Origin of the sequence: Nonomuraea sp. NPDC049714 (genome assembly GCF_044465295.1) — a bacterium.
GTDB lineage: Bacteria > Actinomycetota > Actinomycetes > Streptosporangiales > Streptosporangiaceae > Nonomuraea.
The window spans coordinates 700,903-725,795 of record NZ_JBITLM010000001.1 but is presented as its reverse complement, the minus strand read 5'-3'; the positions used below and the strand labels follow the sequence as shown (position 1 = coordinate 725,795).

Sequence of the window (24,893 nt, the reverse complement as noted above, 5' to 3'; positions counted from 1 at the left end):
GTGTGGCCCGTGTGCCCCGCCGAGGTGCTCCGCTGTAACCCCTCGTGTGCGTACGGCGACGTGCCGTGCCCGCGATGCCCCATATCCCAGGAGGATCTCGTATGACCATCTCCAGCACCCTGCGCAAGCTCCAGGCGAGCGCGCTGCTGGCCATGGCCACCACCGTCGCGGCCGTGGGCTTCTCCGGCCCCGCGCAGGCCGACGCCTTCCCCTACGGTCAGGACGTCTCCAACTACCAGCCCGAGCACGACTGGGCCACCAGCGGCGCCGAATTCGGCATCGTCAAGGCCAGCGAGGGCCTGGACTACAAGGACCCGACCTTCGCCCGCCACTGGAAGGAACTGGACAAGCACAAGGTCGTGCGCGGCGCCTACCACTTCGGCCACCCCGCCAACGACCCCGTCGCCGAGGCCGACTACTTCCTGGCGGCCGTGAACAGCCAGCCGGCCAAGCCCGGTGACCTGCTCGCCCTCGACCTGGAGACCAGCGACGGCAAGTCCACCGCCCACGTCAACGCCTGGGCCAAGAAGTGGCTGGAGCGCGTCACGGCCAAGACCGGCGTCAAGCCGCTGTTCTACAGCAGCCAGTCCTTCGCCGACCAGTACGGCAAGGGCCTGGGCGGCTACCCGCTCTGGCTCGCCAACTACGGCAAGGCCAAGGGCACGGTCACCCCGCCGGCCGACTGGAAGTCCTGGGCCATCCACCAGTACTCCGACAACCCCGTGGACCAGAACGTGTCCGCGCTGACCATCAAGGACCTGCAGGCCCTGGGCCGCCCGGCGGCGTGATCCCCGGCGGCCTCAAGCCCGTCGCGCCCGCCCCCCGGTGCCGGGGGGCGGGCTTTCTTCCTCAGAGGCCGCAGGCTTCGTCGAGTGAGGTGGAACCGGCCTTCTGCGTCTTGCGGGTGGGCGTGGCCGTCGGCCTGGCGGCGGCCGTCCCCGGTGGCGTGGCGGTGGCCGTCGGAGCGCCGGGGGAGGCGGTCACGTCGGCGGTCCGCGCCCGGCGGGCCGGCTTCAGGGAGTCCTGGATCGCCTTGGCCGACGCCTTGCGGATCTTGGCCCAGTCGGGGTTGCCCGGCCAGTACTCGGGCGGCACGAACTGCAGGCTGCTGATCTTCGCGTCCTTGACCTTGAGCGCCAGGGGGACCAGAGGCTCCAGCAGCTCCTGCGGGATGTTGGTCTGCGCCAGCCGCTTGGTCGCCCTGGCGAGGTCGGTGAAGTTCGTCAGGATCTTCTGCGGCGTGGCCTGCTGCGCGAACGCGGCGATGACGCAGCGCTGGCGGCTCATGCGGTTGAAGTCGTCACTCTCCACACGGGACCGGCCGTACCACAGGGTCTCCTCGCCGGACAGCCGGCGGTTGCCCGCCTTGATGGTGCCCGCGGTGCCGTAGTGGCCGCCCCACTTGATGTCCCGCTCGACCCGGATCTGCAGGCCGCCGATCGCGTCCACCAGGTCGGCGAAGCCGTACATGTTCACCATGGCGTAATAGTCGATCTTGAGGCCGAGGGTGTGGCCGATGGCGTCCATGAGCGCTCGCGGGCCCTTGTTCTTGCCGCCGGCGAGGTCCGGGTGGTCGGTGGCGTACTGCCACACCTCGTTGAGCAGGCCGCCTTGCGGCAGCTCCGCCATGAAGCCGTTGGGGAACTGCTTGCGCAGCGGTGAGGACGGGGGGAAGCGCACATGCTGCAGGTTGCGCGGCAGGCTGTACAGCACCGTGGTGCCGGTAGGGATGTGCACGCTGGCCACGTTCATGCTGTCGGTGCGCACGCCGGTGCGGTTGCCCGCGGCGTCACCGCCGACCAGGAGGAAGTTCACCCGGTCCTTGCCGTTCCAGGGGTCCTCTTCCTTGATCGGCGCGATGTCCGGGTCGTCCTCGGCGCTGCGGAAGATGTTCTGCATCGCGCCACTGCCCGCCTGCACGGTGGTGGCCGCCAGGGCGAACGGTGCCATCACCGCCACGCACACCACGCCCACCACGATGCCGGAGACGATCTGGCCCTGCTGGTTCAGCCTGTTGGGGCCGAGCGTGATGTAGGAGGAGATCACCAGCGCGAACCAGCAGAGCGCGCCCAGCACCGCGAGGGCGGTCACCGTGGTGTGCACGCTGCTGCGCATGTAGATGCCCACGTTGTCGAGACTGAACAGCACGAACGCCAGCACGCCGAGCAGCACCACCGCGTAGGCGCTGATCAGGATGAGGCCCGTACGGCGACGCCCGGCCCGCAGGTGCGCGATGCCGGGCACGAAGACCGACAGCAGGGTCCAGCCGATGATGGCTCCGACGTCGGCCGGCCTGGCCGGGCCGGACGCGCTCTTTCCCGCGCCGGCCTTGCCGCTGCCGAGGCCGGCGGCGAAGCGGCTGAGCGCGCCGGGCAGGCCCGGTCCCGGCGACCTCCTGGGGGCGGTGCCGTCGCCCCTCCTGGTGGAGCCAGAGCCAGAGCCGGAGCCGGGGCGGGGGCCGAGGCCGGGCTTCTCGGCGGAGCCGCCGGAGGGCCTCCTGGCGGAGCCGGAGGACTGCTTGGGAGTGCCGGAGGACTGCTTGGGGGAGCCGGAAGGCTGCGAACCGCCCTCCGCGGACGACGACGGCTGGCGGCCGGTGGGGCGTGGGCGGCGAGGGGGACGGCGTTTCCTACCGCCGGGCACGGTGTTGTCCCCATCGCGCTTGCTCACACTGGCTCCTTCGCGCCCACCAGGCAGAACCCCGAAGGTTTGCCCCCGTTTGACAGCAAGATTGCCAGGATTCTAGTCCCCATATACGGACATCAAAGACATGTGTTCAAGCTGAGATGAACACCAGGTTGCCGTTACGACGTCGTGGAGGAGGCCGCCATCCACGTGTTGCACTGGTATGCCTGGCTCTTCAGCCAGCCCTGCCGGAACCACCTGTTGTTGTTCGCCCGCGAGCCGTGGTCACGCGGAAAACCCGGGTAGTCGCCCACCTGGCTGTAGAAGAAGAACAGCTGGTTGCGGTTGGTCGAGTTGACCGGATAGGTGCCGGCCACCGACCTCATCCACATGCCGCCGAAGCAGGTGGCCTGCAACTCCATCCGCCTGTTGAGCGCCAGCTTGCCGCTCTGGCTCGTCGAGTCGAGGGTCCGCGCCCACCATGAGTCCATCAGCCCGGTGATGTTCTGCACATGGTGGCCGTACTCGTGGGCCATCATGCTGATGATGCCGCCGTGCCAGGAGATGATCTGGCCGTACCCGCGGGCGTTGCCGTTGCCCTTGGCCATGGCCGTGGTGGAGGCGTAGATGGTGTTGTTGCGCGGGCAGTAGTACGGCACCATGCTCCCCGCCGCCGGGTAGTCGCCGCAGGCTCCCCTGCCGCGCCCGGCGACGATCGCGTAGTTCGGCGGGCTGAAGGGGATGCCCTGCTTCCGCAGGATCTGCCCCCAGGCCTGGTCCATGCACCTGCCGGTCCTGAGGATCAGCGACTTGAGCTGGCTGTGGCTGAAGATGCTCACGTTGCCCGCCCGGCAGCGCAGCCTCGGCAGCGCGCCCGCCCGGTAGACCGTGTTGTTCTTCAGGCTCCGGTTGACGGTGACCTGAGCCGGCGGGTCCACCTCCTGCTCCCGATCGGGCTCGTCGTCCTGGGTGCGCGTCGGGCTGGGCCCAGCGCTCGGCTCGGTGCTGGGCTCACGGCTGGAGTCGGTGCTCGGCCTCTCGCTCGACGTCCGGTCCGGCCTCCGCGTCGGCTCGTCGTACGGCGACAGCGTCGGGATCGCGATCGGGGTCGTCGTCCGTGACTCCTTGGCGCCGCCGATCATCGCCGCGCCGATGACCATCAGGACGAACAACGCCGCGATCGAGCCGAACACGGTGCCGAGGACGGCCCCCACACCCATGCCCGGCTTCTTCCTCGGCGGCTGCGGCCACTGCCCGTACGGCCCGCGCCCCGGTGGGGGCGGAGGAGGCGGAGGCGGCGGCTGCTGCCACTGCGGCGACGGGGGAGGGGGCGGAGGCGGTTGCGGGTAGGGATGGCCCTGTGGAGGCGCGTAGGGGCCGCCCTGCGGCGGCTGCTGCGGGTACGGAGTCGGAGGCCCCTGGGGTGGCGGGTACGGAGCCCCTTGGGGTGGTTGCTGCGGGTACGGGTTCCCCTGCGGCGGCCGGGCCGGCGGGGAGGGGTACGGATTTCCCTGCGACGGGTAAGGATTACCCGGCGCCGCGGGTGGGTACGGGTTGTTCGCCGGACGGTCGCCGCCCGGTCGCTCAGGCGTGCCGTATCCCGGTGGGGGCCAAGGGCGCGAGGGTGGCCGCTGGGGCTGTCCTGGCCCCTGAGGCGGGGGAGGGTACTGCCCGTTGCCTGTCACCGTGTCGCCCCTTAATACGGTTCGTCCCGTAATGAGTGACCAAGTGAGTCACTCGTCGAGTCTTTGCCAAATTTGGGGCAGAAGCATACTCATTTATCACCCGTCACGGATGTAGCGGTACTCGGTTACAGTCCGAAATCATTCGAGGTGATCTCCGCTATGTCCCCCACCGCGCGGCGGGCGTTGTCCTAGCTTCTTTGACATGAACCTCCAGCAGCTCCGCTATGTGGTCGCGACTGCGGAGCACCGCACCATGACCGACGCGGCCAGGTCGCTCTACATCGCACAACCTGCGCTTTCGCGTGCGATCCGGGATCTGGAGCGAGAGCTGGGCATGACGCTCTTCGCTCGCTCCGGGCGCGGTGTAGTGGTGACCGCACAGGGCCGCCGGGTGGTGAAGCTGGCCAGGGAGGCGCTCGACGCGGTTCGCGAGATCGAGGGCCTGGGCAACCACGGCGGTCCCGCCGGGGAAGCCGAGCTTCGCATCGCCTCCACGCCCAGCCTCGAACCCGGCCTCGCAGGGCGGCTTCTGCCCGCCTACACCGCCGAGCACCCCGGCGTCCGCGTGCACATCGTGCGCTGTGACGGCCGTGATGCCGTGGTCAGTGCCATCAGGGACCAGCGGGCCGACCTCGGCCTGACGGACCTGCCGGTGCCCGGCGACCTCGTCACCCATCCCCTCGAACGCCAGGAGATCGTGCTGATCTCCCCTCCCGCCCTCGAACTGCCCAACCCCGTCCCGATGTGCCGTCTCGACGGCATGCGGCTGGCCCTGCCCGCGCGCGGCAGCGTCCGTCGCAGGGAACTGGAGGCGATGTTCGGCAGGTACGCGGTCAACCCCGTCGTGGTGCTCGAAACCGACGAGCGCAACGGCTGGCTGAACGCCGTACGCGCCGGCCAGGCCTCACTGCTGTGGTACCGCGGCATGGCCGAGCAGGCCGGCCGGGCCGGTCTCGTGGTCCGCTCGCTCGAACCCGCCGTGCGGCGCGTCATCGCCGTGGTGCACGCCCGCCGCCGCCTCCCGCTGATCGCCCAGGACTTCCTGGCGACGGCCGAGAAGGGCACCGCCGCCTAGCGCGGCCGATCGCCGGATCCCGCACCGGTCACCCGCGGGGCAGCCACACCACCACGCGCAGCCCGGGGGCAGCGTCCTCCAGGTGCACCGTGCCGCCGTGCGCGCGCACGGTCTCGCGGACGATCGCCAGCCCGAGCCCCGCGCCGCCCTCGTCACGGCCGCGGCCGGAGTCGAGCCTGGTGAAGCGGTTGAACACCCGCTCCCGATCCTCCTCGGGAACACCGGGGCCGTCGTCGGTCACCGTCAGCGTGCCGTCGCCGGTCAACGCCACCTCGATCTTCGACGTGGTGTGCCGGACGGCGTTGTCGATCAGGTTGGTCAGCACACGACTCAGGTCGAGCGCGTCACCGCTGACCACCAGCGGCTCGCAGGCGGTCAGCCGCACGTCGCCGTAACGGTCGGCGATCTGCCGGGTCACCTCGTCGAGGTCGACCGGCTCAGTCCGGGCGGGCACCCCGCCGCGCTCGTCCAGCCGGGCGAGCGCGAGCAGGTCCTCGGCGAGCTTGGACAGCCGCATGGTGTCCTCCAGGACGCCTTCGGCCGTCTCACGCCAGTCCTGGCCCTCGGGGTGCCCGAGGGCCACCTCGAGCTGCAGGCGGATGCTGGCCAGCGGGCTGCGCAGCTCGTGGGAGGCGTCGGAGACCAGCGCGCGCTGCCGCTGCTCGGCCTCCTCCAGCCTGGCCAGCATGTCGTTGAGTGTGGTGGCCAGGGAGTGCACCTCGTCCTTGGACTCGGGCACCGGCAGCCTGCGGGACCTGGCGGTGTGCGTGATCTCGGCGGCGCCTCTGCGCAGCGCGCTGATCGGGCGCAGCGTCCTGCCGATGATCAGCCAGCTCGCCGCGGCGAGCAGCACGATCAGCAGCGGCGTGCCGATCAGCAGCACCCGGCCGGCCGTGGCCAGGCTGGTCTGGATCTCCGCGACCGGCCTGGCCGCGATCACGGTCCGGCCGCGGTCGGCCCGCACCACGACCACGCGCAGCGGCCCGGGGATCGCGAACGGCCGGCCGTCCATGAACGTGACGCTGCCCTTGCGCAGCACCCGCTCCCGGGCGGCCGCGTCCAGCAGCGGCACCAGCCGGTCGGCTCCGTAGGTGACGTGCGTGATGCGCCCGCCCGCGTCGACGACCTGCACGATGGTGCCGTCGTTGGTGGTGATCGGGGTCGTCAGCGTGCCCGCGTCGGCGTGCACGCGCACCTTCTGGGCCTGTTGCCTGGTCGACTCGTCGACCGTGTCGATCAGCGCCCGGTCCAGCACGGTGAGCAGCACCGACGCCGAGACGGCCAGCGCCAGGGCGAGCACCGCGGCGGCCACCACGGTCAGCCGGAAGCGCAGCCCCTGCCGCCGCCACCAGGCCAGCGGGCTGTCAGCCACCGTCATCAGCCACCGTCATCAACCACTGTCATCAGCCACCGTCACCGGCCAGGCGGTAGCCCGCGCCGCGGACGGTCTGCAGGGCGTTCCTGCCGAACGGGCCGTCGATCTTGCGGCGCAGGTAGCCGACGTACACCTCCACCACGTTCGGATCGGTGTCGAAGGTGTCCCACACGTGCTCCAGGATCTCCGCCTTGGACACCACCTCGTCACGCCTGCGCATCAGGAACTCCAGCAGCGCGAACTCCCGGGGGGTCAGCTCGATCGCCGTCTCGCCGCGCAGCACCCGGCGCCGCGCCGGGTCCAGCGACAGGTCCCCGGCGCCCAGCACGGCGGGCCGCCGCCCGGAGTCGCGGCGCAGCAGCGCGCGGAGCCTGGCCACCAGCACCACGTAGGAGAACGGCTTGGTCAGATAGTCGTCGGCGCCCAGGTCGAGGCCGTCGGCCATGTCGTACTCGCCGTCCTTGGCCGACAGCATGAGGATCGGCACCCAGTTCTCCTCGGCGCGCAACTGCTTGCACACGTTGTAGCCCGACAGCCTCGGCAGCATGATGTCCAGCACCACCACGTCGTACTCGCCGTGCCTGGCCTCGTGCAGCCCCTGCTCGCCGTCGTGGGCGAGGTCCACGGCGAAGCCCTCGGCCTGCAGCCCCCGCTGGAGCGCGGCGGCCATCCGCCGCTCGTCCTCGACGACAAGTACTCTCATGTGGCGATTCTCCCGTTCTCCGCCTGAGACCTCGCTGAGAAGGCTGAGAGCGGCCTCAGGCTGTCTCAGGTCTGCCTAAGGATGCATGACGCAGGCTGCACGTATCGACATACCGTTAGGGAGTGAGATGCGTAAAGGCACGTTCATGAGGTGGGGGGTCCCGATCGCGGCGGCCGCCGTGATCGCCGGCGCGATCGGCGCCGGCCCGGTGGTCGCCGCGGTGAGCGGCGATCCGGTGCTGCCGGAGCGTTCGGCCCAGCAGTTGCTGGCCGACGCCGCGGCGGCGACGAGCAAGTCGGAGGGGCCGCCCCCGATGTCCGGCACCGTCCAGCAGACGGCGTCGCTCGGCCTGCCGGCGCTGCCGCAGACGGGCGGCGGCTCGCCGCTCAGCCTGCTGTCGGGGTCACATGAGGTGAAGGTCTGGTACGGCGCCCACGACAAGGTGCGCGTGGCGATGCCCACGCAGCTGGCCGAGACCAACCTGATCCTCAACGGCGACCAGATGTGGTACTGGGACAGCGGCACCAACACCGCCACCCGCCTGAAGCTCCCGGAGGGCGGTGAGCGGCCGGACACCTCGGCCACGCCTCGCCCTGAGGACCTGACGCCGCAGGCGGCGGCGGAGATGGTGCTGGCCCAGGCCGGCGAGCACACGGCGATCAGCGTCTCCAACACCGCCGAGGTGGCGGGCCGCCCGGCCTACCAGCTCGTCCTCAAGCCGAAGGCCGCGGGCTCGCTGGTGCAGGAGGTGCGCCTGGCGCTCGACGGCGAGAACTATGTGCCGCTGCAGGTGCAGGTGTTCGCCAAGGGCTCGGCGGAGCCGGCCTTCCAGGTCGGTTTCACCCAGGTGACCTTCACCCCGCCCGCCGCCGAGAACTTCACCTTCACCCCGCCCGCCGGGGCGAAGGTGGAGGAGCAGAAGCTCGGCGCGCACAAGCAGGAGATGACCGACGAGCAGCGCGCGCAGGAGAAGGAGGCGCACAAGGCGGCCGGGGACGTCAAGGTCGTCGGTGAGGGCTGGACGTCCGTCGCGGTGCTGCCCGGGTCGCTGGAGGACCTGGCCAAGCCGTCCGAGGGCGCGACCCCGGCCGGCGAGGACTCCCCGTTCGGCGACCGGGGCGAGGGCGACCCGGCCGCGCTCATCGACAGTGTGCTCAAGTCCGCCACCCCGGTGAGCGGCGAGTGGGGCTCGGGCAAGCTGATCAAGACCAAGCTTGCCACCGCCCTGCTGACCGACGACGGCCGGCTGCTGGTCGGCGCGGTCACCCAGGAGGAGATCATCAAGGCGGCGGGCGTCAAGTGACGACCGTCACTCTGGAAGCGGGGGCGCCCTTCGGGGCGTCCCCGCCCTCCGCCGCCATCGTCACCAGCGGCCTGACCAAGCGGTTCCGCGGCGGTCAGGTCGCCGTCGACGCGCTCGACCTGAGCGTCCCGCGCGGGTCCGTCTTCGGCTTCCTGGGCCCGAACGGCTCGGGCAAGACCACCACGATCCGCATGCTGCTCGGCCTGGTCGCGCCCACCGAAGGCGAGTGCTCGTTGCTGGGCCTGCCCCGCGCCGAGGCGCTGCCGAGGGTCGGGGCGCTGGTCGAGGGGCCCGCCTTCTACCCGTACCTGTCCGGCGAGGCCAACCTGCGCCGGCTCGACGCCGCCGACCCCACGGCGCCCGCCGAGACCGCCGCGCGGCGGATCGGGCAGGCGCTGGAGCGGGTGGGGCTCAGCGCGGCAGCAGGCAAGCGCTACCGCAACTTCTCGCTCGGCATGCGCCAGCGGCTGGCCATCGCCGCCGCCCTGCTCGGCCCGCGCGAGCTGCTCATCCTGGACGAGCCGACCAACGGGCTCGACCCGCAGGGCACCCGCGAGGTACGCGCGCTGGTCAAGGAGATCGCCGCCGCGGGCACCACGGTCTTCGTCTCCTCCCACCTGCTGGGCGAGGTCGAGCAGATGTGCACGCACGCCGCCATCATGCGCACCGGCAAGCTGGTCGCGCAGGGGACCATGGCCTCGCTCAGCGGCGGCCGCGCCACCCGGGTGCGGATCGACACCCCCGACCCCGCCGACGCCGCGCGGGTGCTCAGGGAGCTCGGGCTGGAGGACGTGCGGATCGGCGACGACGTGAGCGCCGCCCTGGACGGGCACGCCCCGGAGAAGGTCAACGCCGCCCTCGTGGGCGAGGGGGTCGCCGTCCGCGGGTTCGCGGTCGTACGGCCGAGCCTGGAAGACGTGTTCGTCGGACTGACGGGAGAGGGTTTCGATGTCGACGGCTGACACCTCGGCCACCGAGGCGCGGACCCGGCGGCTGCCCGGACTGGTGCCCGTGGCGGAGACGCTGAGCAGCGCCGAACGCCGCCCGGCGGAGCCCGGTCCGCCGCCCCCGCCGCCCGCCCGCAGGCCGTGGGCGTTCTGGCGGCTGCTCGGCTCGGAGCTGGAGCTGACCTTCAAACGCCCCCGCAACCTGGTCATGCTGGCCGTGGTGGCCTGCGTGCCCGTCATCGTCGGCATCACGCTGAGGATCGTCGCGGGGGACGAGGCGATGGGCGGGATGATCGCGGACGTGGCGGGCAACAGCCTCATGCTGACGTTCGTCTCGTTCTCGTTCCTGGTGCTGCTGCTGATGCCGATCACCGTGAGCGTGGTGGCGGGTGACTCGATCGCGGGCGAGGCCGGCGCCGGCACGCTGCGCTACCTGCTGGCCGCGCCCGCCGGGCGCACCCGGCTGCTGGCCGTCAAATACCTGAACGCGGTCGTGTACGGCTACGCCGTCACCGCCGTCGTCGCGCTGTCGGCGCTGGTCACGGGACTGATCCTGTTCCCCGCCGGGCCCGTGACGCTGCTGTCCGGCAGCACCATCAGCATGGCCGAGGGCCTGACGCGGATCCTCATCAGCGTCGGCTACGTCGGCGCCGGCATGGCGGCGCTGGCCGCGGTCGCGCTGGCCCTGTCGGTGTTCACCGAGGTGCCCATCGGCGCCATCGCGGGCACCATGGTGCTGGTCATCGTCTGCCAGGTGCTGCGGGCGATCCCCCAGCTCAGCGCCCTGGAGCCCTACCTGCTGCCGAGCCGGTTCACCAGCTTCGACGCGGTGCTGCGCAGCCCGATCGACACCGGCGCGCTGATGAGCGGCCTGCTGACGTTCGGCGCCTACATCACCTTGTCGCTCTCCATCGCCTGGGCGCACTTCTCCGGCAAGGACATCACTTCGTAGTGAGCCCGTACGGGGAAGTGTCCCCGTACGGGCCGGGAGGCGGGTCAGGCGGGGCGGCGGCGCAGGGCGAGGACGGCGACCACGACGCCGATGACGCCCACGGCGAGTCCCGCACCGCCCAGCAGGCGGGCGGTGCCGTCGGAGGCGGCGGCGTTCGCGGCCGGGGTCACCGAGGGGGCTGCCGCGGAGGCGGCGGTGGTGGCCGCGGTCACGGCGCCTTCCTTCGACGCCGGGGTGAGCTTGAGCACCGGCGCCGGACGCTCGGGCTCGGTGCCGTCGGCCTTGGGCGCTTCGGCCCAGTCGACCACCTCGCCGCCGGAGTAGGTCTGCTTGGTCGGGAAGACGAGCTGGTCCACGCCCTCGGGCAGCTTGCCCATGGACACCTCGAACTCCTGGAACTCGCCCTGGCCGATCTCACCGCCGGACCAGACGACCTTGGTGACGGCCTCGGTGAGCTCGCCGTACTCGGTGGTGACCGGCTTGGGCAGCTTGCCTTCGGTGACCTTGACGGTCCAGCCCGGCACCGGCTTGACCGAGACGAACGCCAGCGGGTGGTCGGCGGGGAAGGACACCTCGACCTTGACCGTCTTGGCGTCGTCGCGTTCGTTCGGCACCCGGAAGGCGACCTTGCTGAAGCCGCCCTGCTCGGCGGTGCCCGGGTTGATGGTGACGTGGGCCAGCGCGGGGAGCGCGAGGCCGATGGTGAGAGCGGTGGTGGCGGCGAGCACGGTCGCGGCACGGCGCGTCAGGGACATGCGGGGACTCCACTTGGGTGATCAGGGGGGAATGCAGGGTGTCAGAAGCTCAGGCGGGCAGCGGAGGACCGCGCCTGGCGACGGAGTGACGGAGGAGCGGGGCGATGGGCACGGCGCGTACGCGCACGATCGGCGCGGCGGGCCGGATCGACGGCGGGACGGGCGGGCGCGGCAGCAGCACGAGCCGGCCGCCGAGGCGGCGCAGCATCGCCCACAGCGCGGCCTCGCCGCGCGCCAGCCAGCAGCCGGTGATGAGCGTGGCCGTCAGGTGGGCGACCAGCATGCCGAGCGCGTCGCCCAGCCCCTGGCCGTGCAGGTGCGCGACGACGTAGGCGCTGCCGTCGCCGCCGCCGAACAGCTCGTGCAGGCCGAGCTGGCCCACGACGAGCGCGGTGTTGATGACCGCCGTCGGCCGCTCCCGGCCGGACAGCGCCATGGCCAGCGCGAACACCGTGGCCAGGCCCAGCGCCGCCGCCCAGGGGGCGGGGCCGGCGCCACCGCCGAGCCAGTGCGCGAGCGCGGCGAGCGTCACGCAGACGGCGGCGAAGGCCGCCGTCCTGGTGAGTCTGAGTGGCAGGTGCGCGTGCATGGGTGTGCTCCATGCTCTCACGGGAAGGCCGCCGGCAAGCTCGGACTGCGCAATGCTGGGTGATATACAACGTTTGTCGCTAGGGTCAGTGCCGACCACGTTGACATAGAGGTGAGAACGTTGCGGCACTTAGCTGGTTTGCTCATCGGAGTTGTGGTGACCGCGGCCGTGCTGGGAGGCGGGGGCTGGGCCGTCCAGCAGTCCCTGGCCGGCGCCCAGGGTAATCCGGCGGGCGGGCAGCAACTGTGGATCGCCCTCGGTGCGATGGCCGCGGTGGGCCTGGTCGTGGGCCTGGTGGTGGCGGGCAGGGTGTCGCCGCTGGCCACGTTCGTCCCCTCGATGGTGCTGCTCGCCTGGACCGTCGTCTACGCGCTGGACATGAACCGGGCGCTGTCCCTCGTCCCGGACGCGCCGTCGATGCACGAGATCGTCAGGCAGGCCGCCACCGGCTCCAGGACCCTGCTCACCAGCGGCGTGTACGCCCTGCTCGGCGTGGCCCTGTTCATCCCCGTGCTGATGCCGTCACGCTGGTCGCGCGACCACGACGACGAGGACGACGAGTACGAGCAGACCTCCGACGAGGGCGGCTACTACTGACCCTCACCGCTCGCTCGTGTACGGGTGCGTGACCTCGTGTACAGGTGCGTGACCACGTCCTCGATGCTCGCGTGGCCGGGCGCCGAGGCCATCAGCTCGTCCAGCGTGCCGTCGAAGGCCAGCCGCCCGTGGTCGATCAGCATCACCCGGCGGCACAGGCGCTCGATGTCGCCCAGGTCGTGCGTGGTCAGCAGCACGGTGGTGCCGCGCTCGGCGTTCAGCCGGGCCAGGAAGGCCCGGATGCTCGCCTTGCTGACCACGTCCAGCCCGATGGTGGGCTCGTCGAGCACCAGCACGTCCGGGTCGTGCAGCAGCGAGGCGGTCAGGTCGCCGCGCATCCGCTGCCCCAGGCTGAGCTGACGCACCGGAGTGCGCAGGAACGCGCCCAGATCCAGCGTCTCGGTCAGCTCCGCCAGCCTGGCCGCGAACACCTTGCGATCTACTTTGTAAAGGAGCCGGATCAGTTCAAAGCTGTCCTTGAGCGGCAGATCCCACCACAGCGTGGTGCGCTGTCCGAAGACCACGCCGATGCGCCGGGCGAGCGTCGTGCGCCGCCGCGAGGGGTCCAGCCCTGCCACCCGCACCGTGCCCGAGCTGGGGGTGAGGATGCCGCACAGCATCTTGATCGTGGTGGACTTGCCGGCCCCGTTGGGGCCGAGGTAGCCGACGAACTCTCCCGGCGCGACGGTGAACGACAGGTCCTGTACGGCGTGCACGATCGTGCGCCTCACCTTGAAGGCACGGCCGGCGCGGTCAAGCTCGATCATGGTCAACTCCCCGTGGATCGATAGCGGCGGATGCCCTGCCGCCAGGCGAACCCGGCCAGCAGGGCGAGAACCAGGGCCGCGGCGGGCCCGAGGAAACGCAGGAACTCCGGCGTGCCGAACGGGTCGTCCCGGCCCAGCACGTACAGGCCCGGCTGCCAGTTGATGAAGGCCAGCGGCAGCACGTACGTCGCTCCGCGCACCAGGTCGCGGCCGTAGACGTTCAGTGGGTACTGGGTGAGCTGCTGGCCGCCGTAGGTGAAGGCGTTGGCCACCTCGGGCGCGTCGGTCAGCAGGAACTGCAGCGCGCCGGCCAGCGTCCAGAGCGCGGCGAAGATGACCACCCCGCAGCCGACCATGACGGGCACCATCCAGAGCCTTCGCCCGTCGAGGTCCAGCGCCCCGAGCGCGTGGCCGAGCACGGCCCCGGCCAGCACCACACGGCCGAACCGGGTCGGGACGAACCGGTCGGTGGCGATCTGGATCCAGGGGCTCACCGGCCGGATCAGGAAGGTGTCCATGGTGCCGGCCTTGATGTGCTGGCTGATCCGGTCGAGGTTGCTGACGAACAGGTCGCAGAGGGTGAAGGCGAGACCGGCGGCGCCGTACAGGAAGAGCACCTCGTCGCGGGAGAAGCCGCCGAGCGTGGTGGTGTTGGCGAAGACCACCAGGATCACCGCGAGGTCGAGCGCGCCGGTGACGCAGCCGAACACGACCATGAGCGCGAACGAGGCCGGGTAGGCGGCGGCCGCGCGGGTCCATGTCCAGGCCAGCAGCACGTACGTCCTAACCACCCTGGATCACCACCTTGTAGCGGATCGCGCGGGTGGCGAGCGCGCCCAGGCCGATCAGCGTCGCGGCCCAGAACGCCTGGAAGGCCAGGGTGTCCAGGACGGGCGCCTTGCCGAGGTAGAGGTCGGCGGGGGCCTGGACCATGGCCGCCCACGGCAGCGCCCTGGCCAGCTCGCCCAGCCAGCCGGGGAAGATCGTCAAGGGCAGCATCATGCCGCTGAAGAACGTGCTGAGCACCAGGGACAGCACGTTGACGCCGCGGTCGTCGGCGAGCCAGCAGACCGACAGCGCCACCAGATAGCGCCAGCCGAAGCTGGTCAGCACGGCGAGCAGGAGGCCGGCGAGGAATCCCGCCCACTGCGTCGCGCCGGTGGGCGTCACGAGGCCGAACAGGACCGCGCCGAGCAGCATCGGCGGCAGGCCGCGGGCGAGGAGCAGGAAGGCCGCCCGCCCGAGATCCTCGGCCAGTGACCAGGCCTGGAGCGAGGCGGGCCGGACGAGGTCGAGGGCGATGTCGCCGCTGCGGATGCGCTCGGGGATGGTCAGGCCGCCGCCGAAGAGCTGCATGGGGGCGATGAAGGCCTGGGTGATGAAGCAGAAGGTGACGGCGTCGGCGACGTCGTAGCCCGCCAGGCCGGGCCGGGCCTGCCACAGCGCGATGAGGATGTAGGCCCGCAGGACGCCGAACACGCTGTTGGTGAAGGCGCCGGCGAGCGCTCCGGTGAGGTAGGCGGCGTGTTTTCTGAAGCCGTACCGGACGAGCCGGGCGTAGAGCGGAATGACGTGACACCTCCGGACTGTGCGGGCGCGGTCACTGACCGTGTCCGGGCCCGCGCACGCGGGCGTGACTGGAAAAGGCAGCCTGGAATTATCCGGTTTCCGCCCGGTGCGGCGCAACGCATATATGACGTGCCTACCGGCGGGTAGAGCGTCGTTCCGCTGGGAAGGGGATCATTGGAGGACCGTTATGCACCTGGACAGGGACGTCACCCCGGACTACCCGCTGAGCTGGCAGGCGCGCGCGCTCACCGGCCTCATGCACGGCACCTTCAAGCCCGCCTCCCACCTGCTGCTGCGTCACTCCCTCGCGCTCGACGCCGCCGCCCGGCTGGGCGAGCTGGTCAGGCTGGTGCCGGTGGGCATGCCCGAGCACGCGAGCGTGGCGCCGGCGGCCTTCGCCGCGTGCGGCGGCGAGTGGATCCGCGCCGGGCAGCGGTCCGGCGAGGGCTACGAGGGCTACGAGGGCTACGAGGGCAGGGTGCTGCTCTACCTGCACGGCGGCGGCTACTTCTCCTGCTCGCCGAGGACGCACCGGCCCATCACCTGGCGGCTGTCGGTGGTGGCGCGCCGTCCGGTGCTGGCCCTGGACTACCGGCAGGGCCCGGCGCACCACCTCGCCGACTCGCTCGCCGACGCGCTGGACGCCTACGACTGCCTGCTGAAGCGTGGGCACGACTCCGCCGACGTGATCATCGCGGGCGACTCGGCGGGCGGTCATCTGACGCTGGCGACCCTGCTGGCGCTGCGTGACCGCGGCCTGCCCCTGCCTGCGGCGGCCATCTGCCTGTCGCCGTGGGCCGATCTGACGGACTTTCCCCGGCGTGCCAACCGCTGGCAGGATCCCATGCTCGCGGCGGGGCGGGTGCGCTGGCTGGCCCGCCGCTGGACCTCCGGCCTGGACCCGTGCGACCCGCTCGTGTCGCCGGTGCTCGGCGACTTCACCGGCCTGCCGCCGCTGATGATCGTCACCGGGTCGACCGAGGTGCTCAGGGACGAGGCGCACCGCGTCGCCGTCCGCGCCCGGGAGGGCGGGGTGCCGGTGACCTACGAGGAGTGGCCGCACATGCCGCACGTCTTCCCGATCTTGGCGGACGTGCTGCCGGAGGCGCGGCTGGCCTTCCGGCACATGGCCTCCTTCCTGGCCGTCGCGGCGGGGGTGACGGGGCCGGTGACGGAGGGCGACGTCGCGGCCTGATCAGCGCATGCCGAACAGGAAGCGGGTCACCGGGGTGCGCCGGACCAGCACGTCGTAGACGGCGAAGGTGAGGGCGAGCGAGGCGACGACGATGACCGCGAACTTCACCGCGACGGGCGCGCGCCAGCCGACGACGACGTAGGCGACGCCGACGACGACCGGCTGGTGCAGGATGTAGACGGGCAGCACAGCGCCGGCCAGATAGTCGTACATCCGGCGCGGGCGCCCACCCCGCTCGGCGGCTTCCCCAGTCGCTTCCTGAGTGGCTTTCTGGGTGGCTTTCTGGGTGGCGGGCGCGTGTCGGCGCCGGTCGAGCAGGCCGAGGATCGCGACCAGCCAGCACCAGCCGGCCGCGCCGTACAGGATGCGGGCGGTCGTCGCCAGCGGCGACAGGTCCATGAACGGGTCGGCGCCGGGCGTCTCGCCCGCGATGAGGAACAGCGGCGTCCCGGCCCCCGCCAGCGCGATCCCGAGCACCGCCGCCACCACCGCGTCGCGGCGCATCGCCTCGCGCAGCCGCGCGTCGGCCGCGAGTGCGAACCCGGACAGGAAGAACAGCAGGTACGCCCATCGGCTCCAGCCGCCGTAGTCCTCCTCCACCCCCAGCAGGGCGGAGACCAGCGCGACGGGCGCGGCGGGCAGCAGCACCATGCCGCGCCGCCGGGCCGCCCAGCCCAGCCCGTCGCGGATCCGGCGGCCGAGACCGGGCGGCACCCGGCGGGCGAGCCCCGCGAGCAGCAGCGAATAGACCAGCAGCAGCACCACGAACCACAGGTGGCCGGTCTCGTAAGAGGCGCCCTGGACGATGAAGGGGAACTCCGACGGCTCCAGCCGCACCTCGAAGAAGTGCGGCCAGAACCGCGCGTAGGAGTCGTGGTAGGCGGGGTCGGCCCTGAGCCGCAGCCACTGCGGGAACGGAAGCAGCACGAGCGTGGCGAACACCAGCGGGACGCCGAGCCGGCGTAACCGCTCCAGCGCGAACCCGCCCGCGCCCCTGCGGCGCAGCGAGTGCCACGCGCCGAGGCCGGACACCAGGAACAGCAGGGGCATCGCCCAGATGACGCAGAGCGCGGCGAAGATCGTGGTGAGCTCGGTGGTCTCGGCGTTGCGCACGTAGAAGTCGCCGTCGGTCTCGAACACCAGCGAGGAGTGGAAGAACACCAGGCCGACCACCACCAGGGCGCGCAGCGCGTCCAGCTCCGGGCGCCGCGCGCTCCGCGGAGGAGGATGCGCCGTCATCGTCTGCCTCCGATCCCTCTTACTGATCATTCTGCTGGCTGCCGGACAGGGGCGCCAGGTGAGCCGCGAATCGGGCAGAAGGCCACGGGCAGGGGAGATATTACGGCGCGTCAGCGGTTTCCCGGCGCGGAGCATGTAAGTTAGGTATACCTAACTAAGGAGTCGTCCGTATGGCTGAGAAGCCAAGGGATCACCATAGAGGCGTCGTGCTGCGTACCGAGCGCATCTCGCCGCACATGATCCGGGTCATCGTCGGGGGTGACGGCCTGCGCGACTTCGCCACCACCTCCGACTGCACCGACCACTACGTGAAAGTCGTGTTCCCGCACGAAGGGGTCGACTATCCCCAGCCCTTCAGCGTCCAGCAGGTACGTGAGACCATGCCGCGCGAGCTGTGGCCCCGCCTGCGCACCTACACCGTGCGGGCGTGGGACCCGCACAGCCGTGAGCTGACGCTCGACTTCGTCTATCACGGTGACGAGGGCCTGGCCGGACCCTGGGCCGCCCGTGCCGTGCCGGGCGACGAGATCCTCATGCTCGGCCCCGGCGGCGGTTACGCCCCCGACCCCACCGCCGACTGGCACCTGCTCGTCGGCGACGAGAGCGCGCTGCCCGCCATCGCCGCCTCCCTGGAGGCGATGCCCGAAGGGGCCAGGGCGCACGCGTTCGTCGAGGTGGAGGGGCCCGCGGAGGAGATCAAGGTGCGGACGTACGGCGACGTGCACCTCACCTGGCTCTACCGCAACGGCCGCCGGGTCGGCGAGGCGCTGGTCGAAGCGGTGCGCGGGCTGGAGTTGCCGGGCGGCGACGTGCAGGCGTTCGTGCACGGGGAGGCGGGCTTCGTCAAGGAGCTCCGCCGCCTGCTGCGGGTGGAGGCCGGGGTGCCGATGGCGCGGTTGTCCATCTCCGGCTACTGGCGGCTCGGGGTGGACGACGAGGCCTGGCGGGCGGTCAAGAAGGACTGGAACCAGCAGGTCGAGACCGAAGAGGCCGCCGAACTCGGCTGACGTCCCTGCAGACCATCCCGTCACACCACTTACTCTCCCAAAAGGTACGAACGCCTTACCTCCGATACCGCTTGTGAACGTCATGCGCCACCACCTGATCAGGAGGGCCACAGTGTGGCTTGCCGGGTTCCTGACAGGAGAGGCGAACGTGGATGGCGCGTGGTGCGAGCGACCTGCCCCCGGGCGTGCGGCCGCTGACGGTGGGCGACCCGGTCATGATCGGCCGGCACCTGCTGCTCGGCCGCCTCGGCGTCGGCGGCATGGGCATCGTCTATCTGGCCGAGCCTCCCGGAGGCGGCTTCGTCGCGCTCAAGACGCCGCACGCACCGCACCTGAAGGATCCCACGCTCCGCGCCCGTTTCGCCGAGGAAGTGGCCTTCTCACGCAGGATGGTGCCGTTCTGTACGGCTGCGGTCATCGAGGACGGCGTGGACGGGGACCGTCCCTACCTGGTGACGGAGTACCTCCCGGGCCCGGCGTTGTCCCAGGTCATCGCGGCCCGTGGCGCGCTGACCCCCGATCTCGCCTACGGGGTGGCCCTCGGCGCGGTGGCAGCGCTGGTCGCCGTGCACGACGCGGCCCTGGTGCACCGGGACCTCAAGCCGGGCAACGTGCTGCTGTCCCCGCGTGGCCCCCGGGTGATCGACTTCGGCATCGCCCGTGACGTCGACACCCTCTTCGCGCACACGCAGGCCGGGCAGGTCATGGGCAGCCACGGCTGGGTGGCGCCCGAGTGCCTGACCGGCGGCCCGGCGGTGCCCGCCTCCGACGTGTTCGCGTGGGGCTGCCTGGTCGCCTTCGCCGCCACCGGCCATCACCCTTTCGGCGGCGGCGAGCCCGATGAGCTCGCCAGACGCATCCTGTTCGAGGAGCCGCGCGTGGCGAGCGTACCCGGACTCCTTCGCCCCGCCGTGGTGGCGGCTCTGGCGAAGGACGCCGCCGACCGCCCCAAGGCGGCCGACCTCCTGCGCGCGCTGCTGGCGGGTGGCGGGGTGGGCGAGCCCGGGGACCTGCGCGCGGCGGTCGGCGGCGTGCTGGAGGAGATCTGGAGTGCCGTCCCGTACCCGGCGGGAGGGGGCCGGGTACGGGACGGCATTCCAGCGCCCGGCGGCCGGCGGGCACCGGATCGCGGTGCGGCCGGTGCCGCCGGTGCCGCCGGCGTGGTCGTGGACCGCCGGGCGGTCGAGGTCGTCGTGGATCGCGGGCCGGTCGTGGTGGCGCCCGCGGCGCCTGCGCGCACCGGGCGCGCTCGGCGGCGGAGGCAGGGCAGGAGTGGCGCGCATCTGGCGCATGCCGGTCTCGCCGCCCTGGCCACGGTGTCCATCGCGGCCGTCACCGTGTTCACGGCCACCGGAGGCGAAGGGCTGAGCATCGGCGGCGGGGCCCGGTCGCCGGACGAACCGCCGGTCGTGTGGTTGCACGCCACGACCGGGTCGGCGAGGCGCCCGCCGGCCTCCCGGACCGCCGACGCGCCCCCCGCCACCCCTACCGTCGCGGCTCCGACCGCCGCCGTCCCGACCCCCGGCGTCCGGGAGGCCGCCACCCCCACGGCCCCGGTGACGCGCACCCGGGGTACGGCGCCGTTCGCCGTGGTCGGCCCTCCCCTGGAGCGGCACGCCACCAAGCCCCCTCCGGACGACGATCCCGTGGGCGTCCCCGGCGGTGAGGAGCCGGGCGCCTGCGTGAACCGGCCACGTGCCAGGCGTGGCCGACCGGACTGCCCTCGGCCGTCGGTGTCCATCAGCACCATCCCGCAGGACGGCCCCGGCGAGTCACCGGGCCCGTCGGTGTCCGACCCGGCCACCCCGACGGCGACCGCCGCCCCCACCTCGTGACGGTCGGGTACCGCCTCTTCTCCGAAGATCGCCGTCCCGAGCTCTCGTGACGGTCAGGTACCCGCCTCTTCCAGCGGTGACCGTCCCGAGCTCTGTTGACGGTCGAGTACCCACCTTTTTGTGGGTACTTGTCGGTAAGTCCGGGTGGCCCGAAGCTTGGTCGCAGGGGCCGACGGATCCGGAGTGGGGAGGTGCGGTGCGTCAGGAGGCCGGCTGGGACTCGGCCAGCCTCTCCAGACGGCGATGGCCCCAGTCGGAGAGGGGCGCCAGCGCCTCGGAAAGCTCGCGGCCGAACGCGGTCAGGGAGTAGACGGTCTTCAACGGCAACACGTCGTGCACCTCGCGGCGGACCAGCCCGTCGGCCTCCATCTCCCGCAGCGTCTGAGTCAGCACCTTCTCGGTGAGGCCCGGCAGCCGCCGGCGCAGCTCGCCGGGCCGGTGCGGACCGGACTCCAGGATCCAGAGCAGGATCGATTTCCACTTGCCGTCGATCACGGCGATCGCGGCGGTCACGCCGCAGACGTTCGGATCCTGGGCACGGCTGCGTGTCATTTTCATCCTTTGATCAGTGAGGAGCTGAGGCATGACCTCGCACATGGAACAGTCTGCCGTCACCGTGCTCGGTCTGGGTCCGATGGGCCGGGCTCTGGCCGCCGCCTTCCTGGACGCGGGCCTGCGGGTCACGATCTGGAACCGGACGCCGGGCAAGGACCGGGAGCTGGCCGAGCGGGGCGCGGTCGCCGCCGGGTCGCCGGAGGAGGCGGTCGCCGCGAGCCGGTTGACCGTGGTCTGCGTGGTGAACTACGACGCGGCCGACGCCGTGCTGCGCCGCGCCGCCGTGGCCGAGGCGCTCAAGGGGCGCACGGTGGCGAACCTGACCGCCGACACCCCCGGCCGGGCCCGGGACAGCGCGGCCTGGGCGGCCGAGCACGGCATCGGATACCTGGACGGCGCGATCATGACGCCGACCACGACCATCGGCACACCGGACGCGGTGTTCCTGCACAGCGGCCCGGAGGAGCTCTACCGGGAGCACCGGCCGGTGCTGGACGCCCTGGGTGGCGCCCACACCCACCTCGGCGCCGACATCGGCCGGGCGGCGGCGTACGACATCGCCCTGCTGGACATCTTCTGGACCGCGATGACGGGCTATGCGCACGCGCTGGCCGTGGCGCGGGCCGAGGGGATCACCGCGCGGGAGCTGGCGCCGTTCGCGCAGGGCATCGGCGCGATCCTGCCGCCGATCTTCGCGGAGACCGCGGACGAAGTGGACAGCGGCCGGTTCTCCGGCGCGGACAACCCGATCACCTCGGCCGCGTCGTCCATGGCCCACATCGTGCACGCCTCCGAGGGCCATGGCATCGACGCGGGCGTGATGCGTGCGGCCGAAGGGCTGGCGCGCCGCACCATCGGACGGGGGCACGGCACGGACGGGTTCATCCGGATCACCGACGTCCTGAACCCCCGCTGAGCGCGGCGGCCGGCCGCTGTTCCGGGCCTAAGGTGAGTGGCCGCGCCGGCCAGGGGAAAGGCCGGCGCGGCCGTCGCCGGGGGAACCTACCCATGCCCTGGAGGTGGCCGGCGAGATCGGGGCGGGCTCAGTGGGCGAACTGCTCCTCCTCGGTGGAGCCCCTGAGCGCCGTCGTCGAGGAGTCGGGGGCGACGGCCGTGCTGACCAGGTCGAAGTAGCCGGTGCCGACCTCCCGCTGGTGACGGGTGGCGGTGTAGCCCTGCGCCTCGGCGGCGAACTCGGCCTCCTGCAGCTCCACGTACGCGCTCATGCCGTCGGTCGCGTACCCCTGGGCGAGGTCGAACATCGAGTAGTTCAGCGAGTGGAACCCGGCCAGCGTGATGAACTGGAACTTGTACCCCATGTGCCCCAGCTCCCGCTGGAACTTGGCGATGGTGGAGTCGTCCAGGTGCTGCTTCCAGTTGAAGGACGGTGAGCAGTTGTAGGCCAGCAGCTGGTCGGGATACTCCGCCTTGATCGCCTCGGCGAAGCGGCGGGCGACGTCGAGGTCCGGGGTGCCGGTCTCCATCCAGAGGAGCTCGGAGTGCGGCGCGTAGGCCAGGCCGCGGGCGACGCAGGCCTCCAGGCCGTTGCGGACGCGGTAGAAGCCCTCGGCGGTGCGCTCGCCGGTGATGAACGCCTGGTCGCGGGGGTCCACGTCACTGGTCAGGAGCGTCGCGGCCTGGGCGTCGGTCCGCGCGATGATCAGTGAGGGGACTCCGGCGACGTCCGCGGCGAGGCGGGCGGCGTTCAGGGTCTTGACGTGCTGGCCTGTCGGGATGAGGACCTTGCCGCCGAGGTGGCCGCACTTCTTCTCGGAGGCGAGCTGGTCCTCCCAGTGCACGCCCGCCGCGCCGGCGGCGATCATGCCCTTCATGAGCTCGAAGGCGTTCAGCACGCCGCCGAAGCCGGCCTCGGCGTCGGCCACGATCGGGGCCAGCCAGTGCGGGCTGTCGGCGACGCCCTCCGACCAGGTGATCTGGTCGGCCCGCAGCAGCGCGTTGTTGATGCGGCGCACGACGGCGGGCACGGAGTTGGCCGGGTAGAGGCTCTGGTCCGGGTACGTCTGCCCGCCCAGGTTCGCGTCGGCGGCCACCTGCCAGCCGGACAGGTAGATGGCCTGCAGCCCCGCCTTCACCTGCTGCACGGCCTGGTTGCCGGTCAGCGCGCCCAGCGAGTGCACGTAGTCCTCGGTGTGCAGCAGGCGCCACAGCCGCTCGGCGCCGAGCCGGGCCAGCGTGTGCTCCTCCTGGACGCTCCCGCGCAGTTTGATCACGTCTTCGGCGCTGTAGGTCCGCTCGATGCCCTCCCAGCGAGGGTCGTTGTCCCATTCGTCCTGCAGCTGCTCGGCAGGTCCCTTGAGGCGATCGTTCATCGGGTCACTCCTTTTCGTCCCCTGGGGCTCATGCCGAGTCTCTGCCCTGCCCCACACCTCCACATAGCCCACCAAGGAGAGAAAAATCGTCAGTCTTCATGGTTTGTCAACTGTGACCGCGTGTTCATCTGAGAAGAAATCGGAAATTTTCCCGTTGGACTAGACCAATGTCAGCCGTGGAAAGCCGAGCCCCCGCTCGGCCGGCGGAGATCCGCCACCCACCGGCGTAGCGGCTAGAAGATATGCGGATTTTCCGTCTAAGATGCCCGTATGGCGTCCTTGCTAGGCGAAGAACCGCTGTCTTTGACGCAAGAGCTCGATCTGATCGCGTTTGGGCAGCGTCTGCGTCACCTGCGGAAACAGCGTGGCCTCACCCTGTCCGACCTCGGCTCACGCGTCAGCAGGGCGCCCAGCCAGCTCTCGCTGCTGGAGAACGGCAAACGCGAGCCGAAGCTGTCGCTCCTCAAGTCGCTGGCCGCCGCACTCGGCGTCCCCGTGGAGGAGCTGCTGCGCAGGCAGCCGCCGAACCGGCGCGCCCAGCTGGAGATCGCCCTGGAAGAGGCGCAGCGCGACCCCATCTACGCCGGGCTCGGCCTGCCGCGGCTCAAGGTCTCCGCGCGCGTGCCCAACGACGTGCTGGAGCACCTGCTCGGTCTGTACGGCGAGCTGCGCGCCAGGCAGGCCAGGGGCACCGCCACCCCGGAGGAGGCCAGGGCGGCCAACGCCGAGCTGCGGCGCCGGCAGCGCGAGGTGGGCAACTACTTCCCCGACATCGAGAAGGCGGCCGGTGAAGCGCTGGCCGCGGTCGGCTACCGGGGCGGCGCCCTGTCCCAGAGCGTGATCCAGGGACTGGTGACCCACTTCGGCTACACCGTCCACACCGCCCAGGACCTGCCCAGATCGGTGCGATCCATCACCGACCTCCGCAATAGCCGCATCTACGTCAAGCACGAGCAGCTCGGCATGCACACCCCGCGCACGATCCTGCTCCAGACGCTCGGCCACCTCGCGCTCGGCCACGGCAAGCCGCGCGACTTCGCCGACTTCCTGCGCCAGCGGACCGAGGCCAACTACTTCGCCGCCGCAGTCCTCGTACCGGAGAAGGCCGCCACCGTCTACCTGCAGGAGGCCAAGGCGGAACGGGCGCTGTCGGTGGAGGACCTGCGCGACGTGTTCGCCGTCTCCTACGAGATGGCCGCGCACCGCTTCACCAACCTGGCCACCCACCACCTCGACCTGGTCTGCCACTTCGTGCGCAACGACGCCGGCGGCATCATCTACAAGGCCTACGAGAACGACGGCATCGTCTTCCCCGCCGACGAGCAGGGCGCGATCGAGGGGCAGCGGATGTGCCTGCAGTGGTCGGGGCGGCAGGTCTTCACCTCGCCCGACCGCTTCTCGGTCTTCTACCAGTACTCCGACTCGCCCACCGGCACCTTCTTCTGCGTGGCCCACGTGGACCCGTCCCGGGAGCGGGACTTCGCGATCACCCTGGGCGTGCCGTTCAAGGAGTCGCGCTGGTTCCGCGGCCGCGAGACCACCAACCGCACCAAGTCGAGCTGCCCCAACGGCGAATGCTGCCGCCGGCCGCCCACCGACCTGGCCGAACGCTGGGAGGGGTACGCCTGGCCGTCGGCCCGCGCGAACTCCCACGTGCTCGCCGCCCTGCCGCCCGGCTCGTTCCCCGGCGTGGACGAGGCGGACGTTTACACCTTCCTGGAGCGGCACGCGGCCCTGAGCTGACGACTAGCCGGGTTGAAAAGCGGGGATAAAGCCTGATGAACGGGGGT

Annotated in this window: 23 protein-coding genes; 11 read left to right on the top strand and 12 right to left on the bottom strand. The window is 71.4% G+C overall.

Going from position 1 to position 24,893, the window contains the following annotated elements:
- Positions 1-101 precede the first annotated feature (101 nt).
- Complete coding sequence (locus ACIBQX_RS03445; protein WP_397000129.1) at positions 102-788, top strand: glycoside hydrolase family 25 protein; 687 nt, start codon at positions 102-104, stop codon at positions 786-788.
- Positions 789-849: 61 nt separating this feature from the next.
- Here ACIBQX_RS03445 and ACIBQX_RS03440 read toward each other — a convergent pair whose 3' ends face one another.
- Both ACIBQX_RS03440 and ACIBQX_RS03435 read right to left on the bottom strand, forming a co-directional pair.
- Entirely contained in the window at positions 850-2,670 is a 1,821-nt protein-coding gene (locus ACIBQX_RS03440; protein ID WP_397000127.1) for an LCP family protein, read from the bottom strand.
- A 134-nt stretch (positions 2,671-2,804) separates the two neighbouring features.
- Positions 2,805-3,845, bottom strand: a complete 1,041-nt coding sequence (locus tag ACIBQX_RS03435) for a neutral zinc metallopeptidase (protein WP_397000125.1) — start codon at positions 3,843-3,845, stop codon at positions 2,805-2,807.
- Positions 3,846-4,512: 667 nt separating this feature from the next.
- Here ACIBQX_RS03435 and ACIBQX_RS03430 point away from each other — a divergent pair.
- Positions 4,513-5,385, top strand: a complete 873-nt coding sequence (locus tag ACIBQX_RS03430) for a LysR family transcriptional regulator (RefSeq protein WP_397000123.1) — start codon at positions 4,513-4,515, stop codon at positions 5,383-5,385.
- A 28-nt stretch (positions 5,386-5,413) separates the two neighbouring features.
- On the opposite strand, the gene ACIBQX_RS03425 is transcribed toward ACIBQX_RS03430, so the two are convergent.
- Positions 5,414-6,763, bottom strand: a complete 1,350-nt coding sequence (locus ACIBQX_RS03425) for a sensor histidine kinase (protein WP_397000121.1) — start codon at positions 6,761-6,763, stop codon at positions 5,414-5,416.
- 25 nt (positions 6,764-6,788) lie between these two features.
- Positions 6,789-7,463 carry a response regulator transcription factor gene (locus ACIBQX_RS03420; RefSeq protein ID WP_189144874.1) on the bottom strand — a complete coding sequence of 225 codons (675 nt, stop codon included), beginning with the start codon at positions 7,461-7,463 and terminating at the stop codon, positions 6,789-6,791.
- Between the two features lie 127 nt (positions 7,464-7,590).
- On the opposite strand from ACIBQX_RS03420, the gene ACIBQX_RS03415 reads away from it, so the two are divergent.
- The 3 genes from ACIBQX_RS03415 to ACIBQX_RS03405 are packed head-to-tail and all read left to right on the top strand — an operon-like array spanning position 7,591 to position 10,665.
- Positions 7,591-8,766 carry an outer membrane lipoprotein carrier protein LolA gene (locus ACIBQX_RS03415; protein WP_397000119.1) on the top strand — a complete coding sequence of 392 codons (1,176 nt, stop codon included), beginning with the start codon at positions 7,591-7,593 and terminating at the stop codon, positions 8,764-8,766.
- On the top strand, positions 8,763-9,728 hold the full coding sequence (locus ACIBQX_RS03410; protein WP_397000117.1) for an ATP-binding cassette domain-containing protein: 966 nt from the start codon (positions 8,763-8,765) through the stop codon (positions 9,726-9,728). The genes ACIBQX_RS03415 and ACIBQX_RS03410 overlap by 4 nt, the downstream gene beginning before the upstream one ends.
- Positions 9,715-10,665 (top strand): ABC transporter permease, encoded by a 951-nt coding sequence (locus ACIBQX_RS03405; RefSeq protein ID WP_397000115.1) that lies wholly within the window; start codon positions 9,715-9,717, stop codon positions 10,663-10,665. Before ACIBQX_RS03410 ends, ACIBQX_RS03405 begins: the two co-directional genes overlap by 14 nt.
- 44 nt (positions 10,666-10,709) lie before the next feature.
- On the opposite strand, the gene ACIBQX_RS03400 is transcribed toward ACIBQX_RS03405, so the two are convergent.
- Positions 10,710-11,420, bottom strand: a complete 711-nt coding sequence (locus tag ACIBQX_RS03400) for a YcnI family protein (RefSeq protein WP_397000113.1) — start codon at positions 11,418-11,420, stop codon at positions 10,710-10,712.
- 49 nt (positions 11,421-11,469) lie between these two features.
- Positions 11,470-12,009 (bottom strand): MFS transporter, encoded by a 540-nt coding sequence (locus tag ACIBQX_RS03395; RefSeq protein ID WP_397000111.1) that lies wholly within the window; start codon positions 12,007-12,009, stop codon positions 11,470-11,472.
- A 156-nt stretch (positions 12,010-12,165) separates the two neighbouring features.
- On the opposite strand from ACIBQX_RS03395, the gene ACIBQX_RS03390 reads away from it, so the two are divergent.
- Complete coding sequence (locus ACIBQX_RS03390; protein ID WP_397000109.1) at positions 12,166-12,606, top strand: hypothetical protein; 441 nt, start codon at positions 12,166-12,168, stop codon at positions 12,604-12,606.
- Here ACIBQX_RS03390 and ACIBQX_RS03385 read toward each other — a convergent pair.
- From ACIBQX_RS03385 to ACIBQX_RS03375, 3 genes are read right to left on the bottom strand one after another with little or no spacing between them, the layout of a single operon-like run.
- Positions 12,600-13,373, bottom strand: a complete 774-nt coding sequence (locus ACIBQX_RS03385) for an ATP-binding cassette domain-containing protein (RefSeq protein ID WP_397000107.1) — start codon at positions 13,371-13,373, stop codon at positions 12,600-12,602. The two genes, ACIBQX_RS03390 and ACIBQX_RS03385, sit on opposite strands and share 7 nt — an antisense overlap.
- Positions 13,374-13,375: 2 nt before the next feature.
- Positions 13,376-14,164, bottom strand: a complete 789-nt coding sequence (locus ACIBQX_RS03380; RefSeq protein WP_397000106.1) for an ABC transporter permease — start codon at positions 14,162-14,164, stop codon at positions 13,376-13,378.
- Positions 14,157-15,059 (bottom strand): ABC transporter permease, encoded by a 903-nt coding sequence (locus ACIBQX_RS03375; RefSeq protein ID WP_397000104.1) that lies wholly within the window; start codon positions 15,057-15,059, stop codon positions 14,157-14,159. The genes ACIBQX_RS03380 and ACIBQX_RS03375 overlap by 8 nt, the downstream gene beginning before the upstream one ends.
- 70 nt (positions 15,060-15,129) lie before the next feature.
- Between ACIBQX_RS03375 and ACIBQX_RS03370 the strand changes: the two genes are divergently transcribed.
- Positions 15,130-16,137 carry an alpha/beta hydrolase gene (locus ACIBQX_RS03370; RefSeq protein ID WP_397000102.1) on the top strand — a complete coding sequence of 336 codons (1,008 nt, stop codon included), beginning with the start codon at positions 15,130-15,132 and terminating at the stop codon, positions 16,135-16,137.
- On the opposite strand, the gene ACIBQX_RS03365 is transcribed toward ACIBQX_RS03370, so the two are convergent.
- Positions 16,138-17,376 (bottom strand): acyltransferase family protein, encoded by a 1,239-nt coding sequence (locus tag ACIBQX_RS03365; protein WP_397000100.1) that lies wholly within the window; start codon positions 17,374-17,376, stop codon positions 16,138-16,140.
- Positions 17,377-17,546: 170 nt separating this feature from the next.
- Here ACIBQX_RS03365 and ACIBQX_RS03360 point away from each other — a divergent pair, with 170 nt between their 5' ends.
- Positions 17,547-18,383, top strand: a complete 837-nt coding sequence (locus ACIBQX_RS03360) for a siderophore-interacting protein (RefSeq protein WP_397000098.1) — start codon at positions 17,547-17,549, stop codon at positions 18,381-18,383.
- Positions 18,384-18,535: 152 nt separating this feature from the next.
- A complete protein-coding gene (locus ACIBQX_RS03355; RefSeq protein WP_397000096.1) occupies positions 18,536-20,218 on the top strand; it encodes a protein kinase in 1,683 nt (560 codons plus the stop codon).
- Positions 20,219-20,419: 201 nt separating this feature from the next.
- Here ACIBQX_RS03355 and ACIBQX_RS03350 read toward each other — a convergent pair whose 3' ends face one another.
- Positions 20,420-20,770 (bottom strand): winged helix-turn-helix transcriptional regulator, encoded by a 351-nt coding sequence (locus ACIBQX_RS03350; RefSeq protein ID WP_397000094.1) that lies wholly within the window; start codon positions 20,768-20,770, stop codon positions 20,420-20,422.
- Between the two features lie 31 nt (positions 20,771-20,801).
- Here ACIBQX_RS03350 and ACIBQX_RS03345 point away from each other — a divergent pair, with 31 nt between their 5' ends.
- Positions 20,802-21,689, top strand: a complete 888-nt coding sequence (locus ACIBQX_RS03345) for an NAD(P)-dependent oxidoreductase (RefSeq protein WP_397000092.1) — start codon at positions 20,802-20,804, stop codon at positions 21,687-21,689.
- A 127-nt stretch (positions 21,690-21,816) separates the two neighbouring features.
- Here ACIBQX_RS03345 and aceA read toward each other — a convergent pair whose 3' ends face one another.
- Positions 21,817-23,103, bottom strand: a complete 1,287-nt coding sequence (aceA, locus tag ACIBQX_RS03340) for an isocitrate lyase (RefSeq protein WP_397000090.1) — start codon at positions 23,101-23,103, stop codon at positions 21,817-21,819.
- Positions 23,104-23,373: 270 nt separating this feature from the next.
- Between aceA and ACIBQX_RS03335 the strand changes: the two genes are divergently transcribed.
- A complete protein-coding gene (locus tag ACIBQX_RS03335; protein WP_397000088.1) occupies positions 23,374-24,846 on the top strand; it encodes a helix-turn-helix domain-containing protein in 1,473 nt (490 codons plus the stop codon).
- Positions 24,847-24,893: the final 47 nt, after the last annotated feature.